The organism is Streptomyces sp. NPDC021080, from assembly GCF_044333225.1.
Lineage (GTDB): Bacteria > Actinomycetota > Actinomycetes > Streptomycetales > Streptomycetaceae > Streptomyces.
The window spans coordinates 242,015-254,809 of the sequence record NZ_JBIRQM010000006.1; the positions used below are offsets into that span (position 1 = coordinate 242,015).

Below are 12,795 nucleotides of genomic sequence, written 5' to 3' on the forward strand. Positions count from 1 at the left end.
AAACGGAGGACCTGAAGGCCGTCGAGGGAGCCCGGCGCCCTCGGCGGCGAAGGGCCGGCCGGGGTCAGAACCGGTCAGGACTCCCGGACGGCCGGGTCAGGACTCCTGGGCCGTCGCGGTCACGTCGTGCTCGGGCACGGCCTGACCGGAGCGGATCAGATCGATCCGGCCCATGACCTTGGCCCGCAGGTCGGTGGGCACGTCGTCATGGCCGCAGCACCGCTTGACCAGCTTCTTGACGGCCTGTTCGAGGCCGTACTTCTCCAGGCACGGAGAGCACTCCTCGAAGTGGACCTCGAACTTGGTGCAGTCCGCGTCCGGCATCTCATGATCGAGGAACTCGTAGAGATGATCGAGTACCTCAGAGCAATCCGTCTCGTGCGGCTCTCCGCAGCTCATGAGCCCGAGCCTTTCGCTTCGTTCGACTCTCCGGCGCCGGCGGGAACCAGCCCGCGGTCACGGGCATAGTCCTCCAGCATGCCGCGCAGTTGGCGACGGCCCCGGTGCAGCCGGGACATCACCGTACCGATGGGTGTCCCCATGATGTCCGCGATCTCCTTGTACGCAAAGCCCTCTACGTCCGCGAGATACACGGCGATGCGGAATTCCTCGGGGATCGCCTGCAGCGCTTCCTTGACGTCGGAGTCGGGCAGGTGGTCCAGCGCCTGCGACTCGGCGGAACGAAGGCCGGTCGACATGTGCGACTCGGCACGCGCCAGCTGCCAGTCCTCGATCTCCTCGGCCGCGCTGCGCTGGGGTTCGCGCTGCTTCTTGCGGTACGAGTTGATGAAGGTGTTGGTGAGAATGCGGTACAGCCACGCCTTGAGGTTCGTGCCCTCGCGGAACTGGTGGAACGACGCGTACGCCTTGGCGTACGTCTCCTGCACCAGGTCCTCGGCGTCGGCCGGATTGCGTGTCATCCGCAGGGCGGCCGAGTACATCTGGTCGAGGAATTCGAGCGCGTCCCGCTCGAAGCGCGCGGTGCGCTCGGCGGCGGTCTCCGCCGGCGCGTCGCTCGTGCCCTGGCCCTCGGGCTGCTCCGCCTGGCCGTTTTCGGTCCCTGCGTCGGTCCCAGTGACCGGACCCACCTCCTCCAGCGACGTAGCGAGACCGAGACCGGTCCCACTGGAATCGGAGGATAGACGAACATCATGTCCGCCCGCCGCCCGAATCGGGGCGTTCTTGCCCGCGTGCAGCACCGTCCAGTCCAGGTCAGCGCGGCTGCTGCGGCTCGGGCAGAAGATCGAACCCATGCGGCGGACTTCCTCTCGTACGAACGGTGCAGCACGCTCCGTGCTGTCTGCTCGGCACAACAGAAGTCCGTCACCCCGCATTCCCGGCCGTCACCCGAGTGACGCGGCCCACCTCACGACACCGTCCGTGATGATCGCCAGCGCCTCCTCCTCGCCGAGCGGAGCCCGCTTCGGGACGGCGAAGCCGTGATCCGCGTGGGGCACTTCGATCAGCTCGTACGGGCCCTTCGGGAACTCCTCCGGCTTCCCGAAGGGGTCGTTGCCGCCCTGGACGACGAGCGTGGGCACCCCCGCGCCGAGCAGCTCGGCGGCGCGGGACTTCTCCGGCCTGCCCGGCGGATGGAGCGGAAAGCTCAGCGCGAGAACGGCCGCGGCCCCCAGTTCGGCCGCCGTCCGGCACGCCACCCGGGCGCCCGCGCTGCGCCCGCCGGAGACCACGGGCAGCCCCTGCTCCGCCAGCACCGGCCACACGCCCCGCCATCCCGCGTCCAGCGTCCTCGGCGCGGGCGCCACCTTCTTCCCGGCCACCCGCCAGGGCTGTTCGACGAGCGCCACGCTCACCCCGTGGGCGGGAAGCGTCCCGGCCAGCGCCCGCAGGTCCCGGGCCTCGATCCCGCCGCCCGCGCCATGGCTCACGGCGAGGACGAGCCGTGCCTTCGCCGCCCGGCGCCAGGTGACCCGGGCCGTACCGGCGTCCGTCTCGACGGTCTCGCTCACGTCGCCGGTCCTCGTCACGTCAGAGCTGGTCTTCGTCACGTCAGAAGAGTGTGCCCTCCTCGGGACCCTCCAGCTCCCTCAGCAGCTCCGCTCCGTTGTTGCGGACGTTGCTGACCGCGGTGGAGACGGGGTACGCGCGCATCAGGCCGGTGGGCGGCGGAGCGAGCAGGTCACGGAGTTCGTCCGGGTCCGTGCGGGACGGGTCGAGCCAGCTGTCCCAGCGGTCGGGGGTGAGCATCAGGGGCATCCGGGGGTGGATGTCGGCCAGCGCGCGCGGCCCCTCGGCGGGGGCCACCGCGAGCGGTGCCGTCTCCGCCTCGGTCGTGATGACCGAGCAGGTCGCCCACCAGGCCAGGGGGTGCTCGTCCGGCAGCGTCCGGTCCCGCCAGAACTCGTACAGTCCCGCCATCGCGAAGACCGAGCCGTCCGCCGGCGTCACGAAGTACGGCTGCTTGCGGGGCCGCTTCTTCCTGCCCTCGACCTCCAGCTCGCGTTCGGCGCCGGAGGTGACCCATTCGTAGTAGCCGTCGGCGGGGACGACACAGCGCCGGGCGGCGAAGGCGCGGCGGTACGAGGGCTTCTCGTGCACCGTCTCGGCGCGGGCGTTGATCATCCGGGCGGCGCCCTCGGGCGTCTTGGCCCAGGACGGGACGAGTCCCCACTTGAGCTTGCGCAGCTGGCGAACCGGTCTCGGGCTGTCCGCGTCCTTCACAGGGCGGTCGAGGACGACGTAGACCTCCTTGGTCGGGGCCACGTTGTAGTCGGGCGCCAAGGTCTCCTCGGGATCCCACTTCTCGATCTCAAAGGTTGCTGCGAGATCCTCGGGTCCACGACTGGCTGCATACCGTCCGCACATACGTGCAACACTGCCAGATTCCGCGCCGCGAAAGGGAGCCACCGCCGACAATGGACAGCACCGCATCCTCCTCGCTGGCCTCGCTCAGCTCCCTGTGGGACGAGGTCTTCGGCACCCAGCCGGACCCGGACCTGTGGGTGGTGATCGCCACCATGGTCGCGGCCCTCGCGGCGATCGTCCCGCACGGCGTCTGGCGGATCTCCCGCAACGCCATCACCATCGCGCACGAGGGCGGCCACGGCCTGGTCGCCCTGCTGACCGGGCGCAGCCTCAGCGGCATCCGGCTGCACTCCGACACCAGCGGTCTCACGGTCAGCCGCGGCAGGCCGACCGGCCTCGGCATGATCCTGACGGCGGCGGCGGGCTACACCGCTCCCCCGCTGCTCGGCCTCGGCGGCGCCGCACTGCTCGGCGCGGGTCACATCACCCTGCTGCTGTGGGTGGCCACGGCCCTGCTCATAGCCATGCTGGTGATGATCCGCAACGCGTACGGCGCGCTCACCGTGATCCTCACCGGCGGCACCTTCCTGCTGGTGTCCTGGCTCGCCGGACCCCAGGTGCAGGCCGCGTTCGCGTACGCCGTGGTGTGGTTCCTGCTCCTCGGCGGCGTCCGCCCGGCCTTCGAACTCCAGGCGAAGCGGACGCGGGGCGGCGCGGGCGACTCCGACGCGGACCAGCTGTCGCGGCTGACGCACGTGCCGGCCGGGCTGTGGCTGTTCCTCTTCCACGCCGTGTCGCTGTGCTCGCTGATGGGCGGCGGGCGCTGGCTGCTGGGGCTGTGAGCCCCGGACCGCTGCCCGAAGGGGCCTGACGTCGTCTTGTCCGAAGGGGCCTGACGCCGACCGGCGGGCCCTGACCCCGGCCGACGGGCCCTGAGCCGCGCCGCGACCCGTCCGACGGGCCCCCGGAGTACGCCCTGCCCGCTCCCCGGGCGGGTGTCACCGGCGGTGACGGACCCGCGGCTGCCCGGCGCCCTGCCACTAAAGTGGGGCGCATGACCGTGAACCCCGCCCACACCGCCCTCTGGCCAGCCCCGCACGCAAGCGGAGCCGTCGACGCGACGGTTCACGTGCCGGGGTCCAAGTCGGTCACCAACCGCGCTCTCGTCCTGGCCTCGCTGGCCTCCGAGCCGGGCTGGCTGCGCCGCCCGCTGCGTTCCCGCGACACCCTGCTGATGGCCGGCGCGCTGCGCGCGATGGGCGTGGGCATCGAGGAGACGGTCGCCTCCAGCTCGACGGTCGCGGCGGGACCGGACGCCTCCGGCGAGGCCTGGCGGATCATCCCCTCGGGGCTGCGCGGCCCGGCCACCGTCGACGTCGGCAACGCGGGCACCGTCATGCGCTTCCTGCCGCCCGTCGCCGCGCTCGCGGACGGCCCCGTCCGGTTCGACGGCGACCCGCGGTCGTACGAGCGTCCGCTGAACGGCGTGATCGACGCGCTGCGCCTGCTCGGCGCCCGGATCGACGACGACGCCCGCGGCGCACTCCCGCTGACGGTGCACGGGAGCGGCGCGCTGGACGGCGGTCCGGTGGAGATCGACGCGTCCTCGTCCTCCCAGTTCGTCTCCGCCCTGCTGCTCTCCGCCCCGCGCTTCAACCAGGGCGTCGAGGTCCGGCACACCGGCTCGACGCTCCCGTCCGTGCCGCACATCCGGATGACCGTGGACATGCTGCGCGCGGTCGGCGCCCAGGTGGACACCCCGGAGTCGGGCGGCGAGCCGAACGTCTGGCGGGTGACGCCGGGCGCGCTGCTCGGCCGCGACCTGATCATCGAGCCGGACCTGTCGAACGCCCAGCCGTTCCTGGCGGCGGCGCTGGTGACCGGCGGCACGGTCGTGATCCCCGACTGGCCCGCCCACACCACCCAGCCCGGCGACCGGCTGCGGGAGATCTTCACCGAGATGGGTGGTTCCTGCGAACTGACCGAGGCCGGACTGGAGTTCACCGGTTCGGGTGCCGTCCACGGTATCGATGTGGACCTGGGCGAGGTCGGTGAGCTGACCCCGGGCATCGCGGCGGTCGCGGCGCTCGCCGACTCCCCCTCCACGCTGCGGGGCGTGGCCCACCTGCGGCTGCACGAGACGGACCGGCTGGCCGCGCTCACCAAGGAGATCAACGAACTCGGCGGGGACGTCACCGAGACCGCCGACGGTCTGCACATCCGGCCGCGCCCGCTGCACGGCGGCGTCTTCCACACGTACGACGACCACCGCATGGCGACGGCCGGCGCGATCATCGGGCTGGCGGTGGAGGGCGTCCGGATCGAGAACGTGGCGACGACGGCGAAGACCCTGCCGGACTTCCCCGATCTGTGGACCGGAATGCTCGGGAACTGACGGGCGGACCTGGATCATGCGCCGATACGGCAAGAACACCGACGAGGACGACATCCGCCAGCGGCCGAACCGCAAGGGCAACCGTCCCCGTACGAACATCCGCCCCAAGCACGAGGAGGCCGTCGAGGGCATGGTCCTCACGGTCGACCGCGGCCGGCTGACCTGTCTGGTCGAGGACCGTGCCGTGATGGCGATGAAGGCACGCGAACTGGGCCGCAAGGCCGCGGTCGTCGGCGACCGGGTGGCCATCGTCGGCGACCTGTCCGGCGAGAAGGACACCCTCGCCCGCATCGTCCGCATCGAGCCGCGCGCCTCGGTGCTGCGCCGCACGGCCGACGACGACGACCCCTACGAGCGGGTGGTCGTCGCCAACGCCGACCAGCTCGCCATCGTCACCGCCCTCGCCGACCCCGAGCCGCGCCCCCGCCTGATCGACCGCTGCCTGGTGGCGGCCTTCGACGGCGGCCTGACCCCGCTCCTCGTGCTCACGAAGTCGGACCTGGCGCCGCCGGACAAGTTCCTGGAGCTGTACGGCGCGCTGGACATCCCGTACGTGGTGACCAGCCGCGAGGAGCTGCGGACCGAGGCCGCCGCCGACCGGGTGCGCGAACAACTGGACGGCAGGATCACGGCGTTCGTCGGTCACTCGGGCGTCGGCAAGACCACTCTGGTGAACGCGCTGGTGCCGCCCGAGCAGCGCCGGACGACCGGTCACGTCAACGCGGTCACGGGGCGCGGCCGGCACACGACCACCTCGGCGCTGGCCCTGCCGCTGGCGGGCAGCGGCGGGGGCTGGGTGGTGGACACCCCGGGTGTCCGGTCCTTCGGCCTGAACCACGTCGATCCGTCCCGGGTCATCCACGCCTTCCCCGATCTGGAACCCGGCACCGAGGGCTGCCCCCGCGCATGCAGTCACGACGAACCCGACTGCGCGCTCGACCAGTGGGTGACCGACGGCCACGCGGACCCGCAGCGGCTGTACTCGCTGCGCCGTCTGCTGGCCACGCGCGAACGCCGCGAGGGCGACTGACGTCCCCGTGTTTGCGTGTGCCCGCCGTCGGTAAGGGCTTCTCCGGGCCGGTGAATGCATAATCGCACCGAGCCGGTCCGGGCCAGCAGTCGACGTGCGATGCGGGAGGACAAGACATGGCGTGGCTGCTGGTCGTTGTGGCGGGGGTCCTCGAAACCGGCTTCGCCGTCTGCCTGAAGCTCTCGCACGGCTTCACCAGATTCTGGCCCACGGTCGCGTTCTGCGTGTTCGCCCTCGGCAGCTTCGGTCTGCTGACCCTTTCGCTGAAGAAGCTCGACGTCGGTCCCGCCTACGCGGTGTGGACCGGCATCGGCGCGGCCGGCACCGCCATCTACGGCATGATCTTCCTCGACGACCTGGTCTCGGTCCTCAAGATCGTCTCGATCAGCCTGGTCATCATCGGTGTCATCGGGCTCCAGCTGTCGGGTTCGGCGCACTGAGCCCCGGACCGGCCGGGACCCGGGGGACCCCGCCGCTCACGCCCCGATCCGGTGGGACGGCGCCAGCGCGGTCCTGACCAGTTCCGTGACGCCGCCCCGGGCGGGCGGTGCGACGACGCACGACAGCGCGAGCCGGGCCACCAGTTCGCAGACCCGGGTGACCTCGGGGGTGTCCGCCCGGGACAGGGCGAGCGCGGCGACCGCGCGGTCGCGGACCAGCGCCACGAAGTCGGTGGGCGAGGGCAGCGGTCCGTCGGCCCGCCGCTGCGCGGGCACCGCGGACGACGAGGGCACGGCGGACAGCGCGGGCGCGGGCAGCCGCTCGCTCCAGCATCCGGTCAGCATCGCCCGTACCAGCGCGTTGCTGCGGGCCGTCGAGGTCGTCCACTCGGCGGTCGCGGCCAGCCGCTCCCGCGCGTCCGTGTGCGCGGCCAGGGCCCGGTCGACACCGGCGAGATACGCGTCGGCCTCCCGTCGTACGAGGGCGCGCGCCAGCCCTTCCTTGCTCCCGAACTCGTTGTAGAGGGTCTGGCGTGACACTCCGGCCACCGCTGCCACATCGACCATCCGCACCGCGGACCACGGGCGGCGCGCGAGTGCCGTATAGGCGGCGTCCAAGAGCGATTCGCGCGCTGCGGGCATCATCGCCTCCCTGGGGCGAGCGGCTCTGGAGCCAGATTTGACGCGTGCGCGGGCACTGTCAAGGGTTCGCGGCGGCCCCGAGGGGCGCGAACTCGCAGCCGTGCGCGCCCGATCCGGACGCGAGCCCGGGGCCGGGTCCGTGACGGGCAACCGGCCCGGCGATCACCCGCGGTGCCGTGTAGCCCCGTCCCGACGCGGGCAGATACGGTTCACCCATGCCCGACTACCGCGATGACCTGCGCCTCGCCCATGTCCTGGCGGACGCCGCCGACGCCGCGACGATGGACCGCTTCAAGGCGCTCGACCTGAAAGTCGAGACGAAGCCGGACATGACGCCGGTGAGCGAGGCGGACAAGGCCGCCGAGGAACTCATCCGCGGCCATCTCCAGCGGGCCAGGCCGCGCGACGCGGTCCTCGGCGAGGAGTACGGCATCGAGGGCACGGGCCCGCGCCGCTGGGTCGTCGACCCGATCGACGGCACCAAGAACTACGTCCGCGGTGTGCCCGTGTGGGCCACGCTGATCTCCCTGATGGAGGCGGGCGAGGGCGGCTACCAGCCGGTCGTCGGCGTCGTCTCGGCCCCCGCGCTGGGCCGTCGCTGGTGGGCGGCGAAGGGGCACGGCGCGTTCACCGGCCGCTCCCTGTCCTCCGCGACCCGGCTGCGGGTGTCCAGCGTCCCGCGGATGGGCGACGCGTCCTTCGCGTACTCCTCGCTGTCCGGCTGGGAGGACCAGGGCCGTCTGGACGGCTTCCTCGATCTGACGAAGGCGGTCTGGCGCACGCGTGGTTACGGCGACTTCTGGCCGTACATGATGGTCGCCGAGGGCTCGGTCGACATCTGCGCCGAACCCGAGCTGTCGCTCTGGGACATGGCGGCGAACGCGATCATCGTGACCGAGGCGGGCGGTACGTTCACCGGCCTCGACGGACGCCCCGGCCCGCACAGCGGCAACGCGGCCGCGTCGAACGGCCTTCTGCACGACGAGATGCTGGGGTATCTGAACCAGCGCTACTGACACGACGGAATGCCGGGGGTCCGAACCGGCGTCACCGAGTGGCGGGCGGCGGCTGTGGCAGGGCTGTGACGCGCCCGCCCTCCCCGTGGTGTCATGCTACGGACATGCCTGAGGGATCGCTCGAGGAGCGGGTCACACCCCCACCCACCGTGCCGCCGGCCCCCTCCGGGCCCGCGGGAGGACACCGGCCACGGAGTACGGCGGCACTCTGGGCGGCCGCGGGGATCGGGGCGGGCGCCGTCGCGCCGGCCTGGAGCCTGACCGGATCCGCGGGCGAGGAGCCGTTCACGCTGGTGGGCGAGGTACAGGTCGCGGGCGACTCCGGGGCCTCGGGGGCGTGCGGTGGAGATCACGAGTTCGGCGACCTCGACAAGGGCGCACTGGTGACCGTCTTCGACTCGGCGGGCCGGGTCGTCGCGACCGGTTCACTGGGAAGCGGCGCCTACGACAGTTCCGCGCGGCGCGTGTTCCCCGTCGCCGTGCGGGGAGTGCCGGACGGCTCGGCGTCGTACTCGGTGAAGGTCGGCTGGCATGCCAGGACGAAGCTCACGAACGAGGCGGCGCGAACCGGGGCCCTGGTCGTGAGCTTCGGCCGGCCGTGAGCCCCGGCCTGCCGTGACCGGCACGCGGCCGCGCAGGAGCGCGATGCGCCCCGCCCGGAGGCACGGCATGCCGGCGCACCGCGCCGGACAGCGCCGTCGGCGCCCGCGGTACCACCGGTGCCTCTGAGCAGCCCTGCCGGGCCCGGGACTGCTGAGCAACTCCGGGCGCCCCCGAACTCACGGCACGCGCCCCCTTGTTGACCCTCCCTTTAACTGCGACTCTGAGAGCTCCCCCACTTGTGAACTTGTGAACCGTTTCTCTTTGCGCCCCGTCCAGGGGCCGGGGAGCCGGCGGTTCACCGAGGAGGTGGCTCCAGCCCATGCTCGTCCGCGACGCCATGAGCACGGTGGTCCTCACCATCGGCCCGGCACACACCCTCAGGCAGTCCGCCCGACTGATGTCCGCGCGCCACGTCGGCGCGGCGGTGGTCCTCGACGAGGACTCCTCCGGCCTCGGGATCCTCACCGAGCGTGACATCCTCAACTCCCTTGCCTGCGGCCAGAACCCGGACTCGGAGACCGCAGGCAGCCACACCACCACCGACGTCGTCTTCGCGGCACCCACCTGGACCTTGGAGGAGGCCGCGGCCGCGATGTCGCACGGCGGCTTCCGGCACCTGATCGTGCTCGACAGCAGCGGCCCCCTGGGCATCGTCTCGGTCCGCGACATCATCCGCTGCTGGGCGCCCGTCCGGCAGCAGGTACCGGCCTGACCCGACCGCCGGGCCTCGTCCGGACACGAGGGCGGGCCTGAACTCCCGGAATCGCCGGGGAGTTCAGGCCCGCGGCCGGCCCATCACCAGCCTGCCGGCGGGCCGACGGCCTACCGTCGGCCCGTCGGCCTGTCGGCCCGTCGGCCGAAAGGTGCCGCTTCCCGTCCTGCGGCGAGCGCGATCCCATGACGGATCCTGTCCAAGTCAAGATGCAATCTAAAATCACACCCATTCGGGATCTGGTTCACCTGCTGTTACGCTGACCTGTATGAGTGACCTGTTGGAACGACTGCGCGGACGCGGATGGCGGATGACCGCGCAGCGACGTGTCGTGGCCGAGGTCCTCGACGGCGACCACGTCCATCTGACGGCCGACGAAGTGCACGCCCGCGCCGTGGCCAAGCTGCCCGAGATCTCCCGGGCGACCGTCTACAACACGCTGGGTGAGCTGGTCTCGCTCGGCGAGGTGCTGGAAGTCGCCACGGACAAGCGCGCCAAGCGGTACGACCCGAACGCGCACCGTCCGCACCACCACCTGGTCTGCGCCCGGTGCGGCGCCATCCGCGACGTCCACCCGATCGGCAACCCGCTCGGCGACCTCCCCGACTCGGAGCGCTTCGGCTTCACCGTCTCGGACGTCGAGGTGACCTACCGGGGCGTCTGCCCGGACTGCGCGGCGATGGCGGCGTAGAAGCGCGGCGGCTCCGTTCGCGGTTCGGCATTCACTGTTCGCTCCAGTGTTTCCACGACGGGTCAGCAAACGCACCGAGGGCCGGAACCCTTTCGGATTCCGGCCCTCGGCCTTCAGTAGCGGGGACAGGATTTGAACCTGCGACCTCTGGGTTATGAGCCCAGCGAGCTACCGAGCTGCTCCACCCCGCGTCGATGAACTGAACAGTACGTCAAGACCGTGACCCGCGCAAATCCATTGACGCGTGCCCGGGGCAACCCGGACGGGCCCCGGACAGGGGGCGGGACCCGGACAAGGCGGCACCGGGCCGCATCCCGCCCGACCCCCTCACCCGGCCGCCCCCTCACGCGGACAGTTCCTCCCGCAAGGCGTCCCGCAGCCGCGCCGCCCGCTCGGAGACCTCCGCGGGCCCCAGCGACACGGCCCGGTCGGCCCACCCCTGCCCCTCGGCGAGTTCCCCGCGCCGCGCGTACACGAGCGCCAGCCGCAGCGCCGCCCGCCCGTGGCCCGCGTCGGCCGCGCGGGTCCACCACAGCGCCGCCTCCGGCTCGCTCCCCTCACGGGCCAGCAGCAGCCCGAGGTTGAAGGCGCCGTTGCGCGACCCGGCCTCGGCAGCCTCGCGGTACCAGCGCGCCGCCTCCACCACGTCGCCCCGCGCCGCGGCCAGCATCCCGACCCGCACCTGCGCACGCCGGTGGCCCTGGGAGGCGGCCCGCTCGTACCACTCCTCGCACTCGCTCTTCTCCTGCGCGTGCTCCCCGAGTTCGTGTGCGGGCGCCGGGGGCCGCCGGGCGTCGAGCACGGCGGCGAGCCGGTAGGCGGCCTCGGCGCTGCCCCCTCCCGCGGCGCACCGCAGATGCCGCTCGGCGGCCGGCTCGTCGCCCTCCCGCAGCCGCGCGATGCCCACCTGGAGCGCCGCTTCCGTGTGTCCTGCGGCGGCGGCGCGCTCGTACCAGCGCAGCGCGGCGGCGTCGTCGGCCTCGGTGGCGCGTCCGGCGTGCAGGATGCCGAGGTTGAACGCGGCATCCACGCTCCCGGCCTCCGCGGCCTTGGAGAACCACGGTTCGGCGCCGGCCGCGTCGCCGACCTGGAGCAGCAGGATCGCCAGGGCGTTGGCGGCCTCGCGGTGACCGGCGTACGCGGCCCTGCGGTACCACTGCTCGGCCTGCGCGGTCCGCCCCTGCTCGGCGCAGAGCAGTCCGAGGTTGTACGCGCCGTTCACGTCGCCCGCGTCCATCGCGGCCCGGTACCAGCGCTCGGCGGTCTGGGTCTCACCCCGCTCGGCGTGCAGCGCACCCAGGGCGTTGGCGGCGTTCCCGTCCCCGTCCTGCGCGGCCCGCAGCCACCAGACGGCGGCGCTGTCGGGGTCCCCGGCGTCGCGCAGCAGGAACCCGAGGGCGCACGCGGCGCGCGCCTCCCCGTCCTTGGCGGACGTCAGATACCAGCGTCCGGCCTCCTTGAGGTCGCCGCGCTTCTCCAGGATCGCCCCGAGATGCAGTGCGGCCCTGCGGTGCCCGCGCGCGGCGGCCTGCCGGTACCACTGCTCGGCGGCCTGCCCGGCGGCGCCGATGACACCGTTGTCGCCCACGGCCTCGCCCGAGTCCAGGGCCTTGCGGTCGAGCGTGCGCGCCAGCCGGTACGCGGCCTCGCGGTGCCCGCGCTCCGCGGCGGCCCGCATCCACTGCTCGGCACCCACGTCGCTACGATGCTCCAGCAGATCGGCGAGCGCGTACGCGCCCAGGGCGTGGCCCTGCTCGGCGGACTGACGCAGCCAGTACTCGGCGGCGGGCTCGTCGCCGCGTTCGCGGTGGTGCCGGCCGAGCGCGTGCGCGGCGGCGGCACTGCCGGCCACGGCGGCGATCCGCCACCATCCGGCGGCCTCGTCGGCGTATCCGCGCTGATAGAGGAGGACACCCAGATTGTTGGCGGCGGCACGGTCACCGGCGGAGGTGGCGGCACGCAGATGGGATTCGGCCGCGTCGAGATCGCCCCGGCGCAGCAGCATGGCTCCGAGGACGCTCATCGCCTCGACGTCGCCGGCTTCGGCGGCCGACCACTGGCGCGCCTCCTCCGCGGCCTCGCCGGTCTCGTCCCGGTCGGAAGGCTGTGTGAGATCGGCAGGCTGCCCAAAGTCGGCAGACTGCTCAAACCGCCCTGTATCCAACAGAGTTGCCTTGTCCCCCATAACGTCCATCGTCGCACCACCTGCAACCCGGGTACACCTGGTATACCGCAGCCAGTGAGGTCACTTCAGCGTTTTGTCGACATGCCCACAGAGAGACAAGTCAAACACAGATCGCCCAACTCCCCTCGCATGTCGCGGCACTTCATACGAGTCGCCAGGTCACGGAGGCGCCCCGGCGTGGCGTCACACACGTCGAAGGCCCGGATCCATGAACTGGATCCGGGCCTTCGACTTCAGTAGCGGGGACAGGATTTGAACCTGCGACCTCTGGGTTATGAGCCCAGCGAGCTACCGAGCTGCTCCACCCCGCGCCGT

The 12,795-nt window shown here is 72.3% G+C and carries 14 protein-coding genes and 2 tRNA genes; 8 read left to right on the forward strand and 8 right to left on the reverse strand.

The window, feature by feature from the left end:
* Window positions 1–96 precede the first annotated feature (96 nt).
* From rsrA to ACH4S8_RS16900, 4 genes are all read right to left on the reverse strand, one after another.
* Window positions 97–399, reverse strand: a complete 303-nt coding sequence (gene rsrA / locus ACH4S8_RS16885) for a mycothiol system anti-sigma-R factor (RefSeq protein WP_328448430.1) — start codon at window positions 397–399, stop codon at window positions 97–99.
* A complete protein-coding gene (gene sigR, locus ACH4S8_RS16890) occupies window positions 396–1,088 on the reverse strand; it encodes an RNA polymerase sigma factor SigR (protein WP_398395054.1) in 693 nt (230 codons plus the stop codon). The genes rsrA and sigR overlap by 4 nt, the downstream gene beginning before the upstream one ends.
* Before the next feature lie 255 nt (window positions 1,089–1,343).
* Entirely contained in the window at window positions 1,344–2,009 is a 666-nt protein-coding gene (locus ACH4S8_RS16895) for an alpha/beta family hydrolase (protein ID WP_398394512.1), read from the reverse strand.
* Window position 2,010: 1 nt separating this feature from the next.
* A complete protein-coding gene (locus ACH4S8_RS16900; RefSeq protein WP_398394514.1) occupies window positions 2,011–2,826 on the reverse strand; it encodes an SOS response-associated peptidase in 816 nt (271 codons plus the stop codon).
* 50 nt (window positions 2,827–2,876) lie between these two features.
* Between ACH4S8_RS16900 and ACH4S8_RS16905 the strand changes: the two genes are divergently transcribed.
* The 4 genes from ACH4S8_RS16905 to ACH4S8_RS16920 all read left to right on the forward strand — a co-directional run bounded on the left by ACH4S8_RS16905 (window position 2,877) and on the right by ACH4S8_RS16920 (window position 6,631).
* Window positions 2,877–3,608, forward strand: a complete 732-nt coding sequence (locus tag ACH4S8_RS16905) for a M50 family metallopeptidase (protein WP_398394516.1) — start codon at window positions 2,877–2,879, stop codon at window positions 3,606–3,608.
* Between the two features lie 212 nt (window positions 3,609–3,820).
* The gene (gene aroA / locus ACH4S8_RS16910; protein WP_398394518.1) at window positions 3,821–5,161 is read left to right on the forward strand and encodes a 3-phosphoshikimate 1-carboxyvinyltransferase; all 1,341 of its coding nucleotides are present in this window, start codon (window positions 3,821–3,823) and stop codon (window positions 5,159–5,161) included.
* A 16-nt stretch (window positions 5,162–5,177) separates the two neighbouring features.
* Window positions 5,178–6,191 (forward strand): ribosome small subunit-dependent GTPase A, encoded by a 1,014-nt coding sequence (gene rsgA, locus ACH4S8_RS16915; protein WP_398394520.1) that lies wholly within the window; start codon window positions 5,178–5,180, stop codon window positions 6,189–6,191.
* A gap of 116 nt (window positions 6,192–6,307) precedes the next feature.
* Window positions 6,308–6,631, forward strand: coding sequence for a DMT family transporter (locus tag ACH4S8_RS16920; protein ID WP_398394522.1), 324 nt, complete (start codon window positions 6,308–6,310; stop codon window positions 6,629–6,631).
* A gap of 36 nt (window positions 6,632–6,667) precedes the next feature.
* Here ACH4S8_RS16920 and ACH4S8_RS16925 read toward each other — a convergent pair whose 3' ends face one another.
* Complete coding sequence (locus ACH4S8_RS16925; protein WP_398394524.1) at window positions 6,668–7,276, reverse strand: TetR/AcrR family transcriptional regulator; 609 nt, start codon at window positions 7,274–7,276, stop codon at window positions 6,668–6,670.
* Window positions 7,277–7,488: 212 nt separating this feature from the next.
* On the opposite strand from ACH4S8_RS16925, the gene hisN reads away from it, so the two are divergent.
* From hisN to ACH4S8_RS16945, 4 genes are all read left to right on the forward strand, one after another.
* A complete protein-coding gene (hisN, locus tag ACH4S8_RS16930; protein ID WP_398394526.1) occupies window positions 7,489–8,289 on the forward strand; it encodes a histidinol-phosphatase in 801 nt (266 codons plus the stop codon).
* Window positions 8,290–8,393: 104 nt separating this feature from the next.
* Complete coding sequence (locus ACH4S8_RS16935) at window positions 8,394–8,891, forward strand: hypothetical protein (RefSeq protein WP_398394528.1); 498 nt, start codon at window positions 8,394–8,396, stop codon at window positions 8,889–8,891.
* 320 nt (window positions 8,892–9,211) lie between these two features.
* Entirely contained in the window at window positions 9,212–9,604 is a 393-nt protein-coding gene (locus tag ACH4S8_RS16940) for a cyclic nucleotide-binding/CBS domain-containing protein (RefSeq protein WP_398394530.1), read from the forward strand.
* A 268-nt stretch (window positions 9,605–9,872) separates the two neighbouring features.
* Complete coding sequence (locus ACH4S8_RS16945; RefSeq protein WP_151472813.1) at window positions 9,873–10,295, forward strand: Fur family transcriptional regulator; 423 nt, start codon at window positions 9,873–9,875, stop codon at window positions 10,293–10,295.
* A 117-nt stretch (window positions 10,296–10,412) separates the two neighbouring features.
* Here ACH4S8_RS16945 and ACH4S8_RS16950 read toward each other — a convergent pair.
* The 3 genes from ACH4S8_RS16950 to ACH4S8_RS16960 all read right to left on the reverse strand — a co-directional run bounded on the left by ACH4S8_RS16950 (window position 10,413) and on the right by ACH4S8_RS16960 (window position 12,791).
* Window positions 10,413–10,486: transfer RNA gene (locus ACH4S8_RS16950), tRNA-Met, on the reverse strand.
* Between the two features lie 152 nt (window positions 10,487–10,638).
* Window positions 10,639–12,489: a sel1 repeat family protein gene (locus tag ACH4S8_RS16955; protein WP_398394533.1), complete on the reverse strand. Its 1,851-nt coding sequence runs from the start codon at window positions 12,487–12,489 to the stop codon at window positions 10,639–10,641.
* Window positions 12,490–12,717: 228 nt separating this feature from the next.
* Window positions 12,718–12,791: transfer RNA gene (locus tag ACH4S8_RS16960), tRNA-Met, on the reverse strand.
* Between the last annotated feature and the right edge of the window lie 4 nt (window positions 12,792–12,795).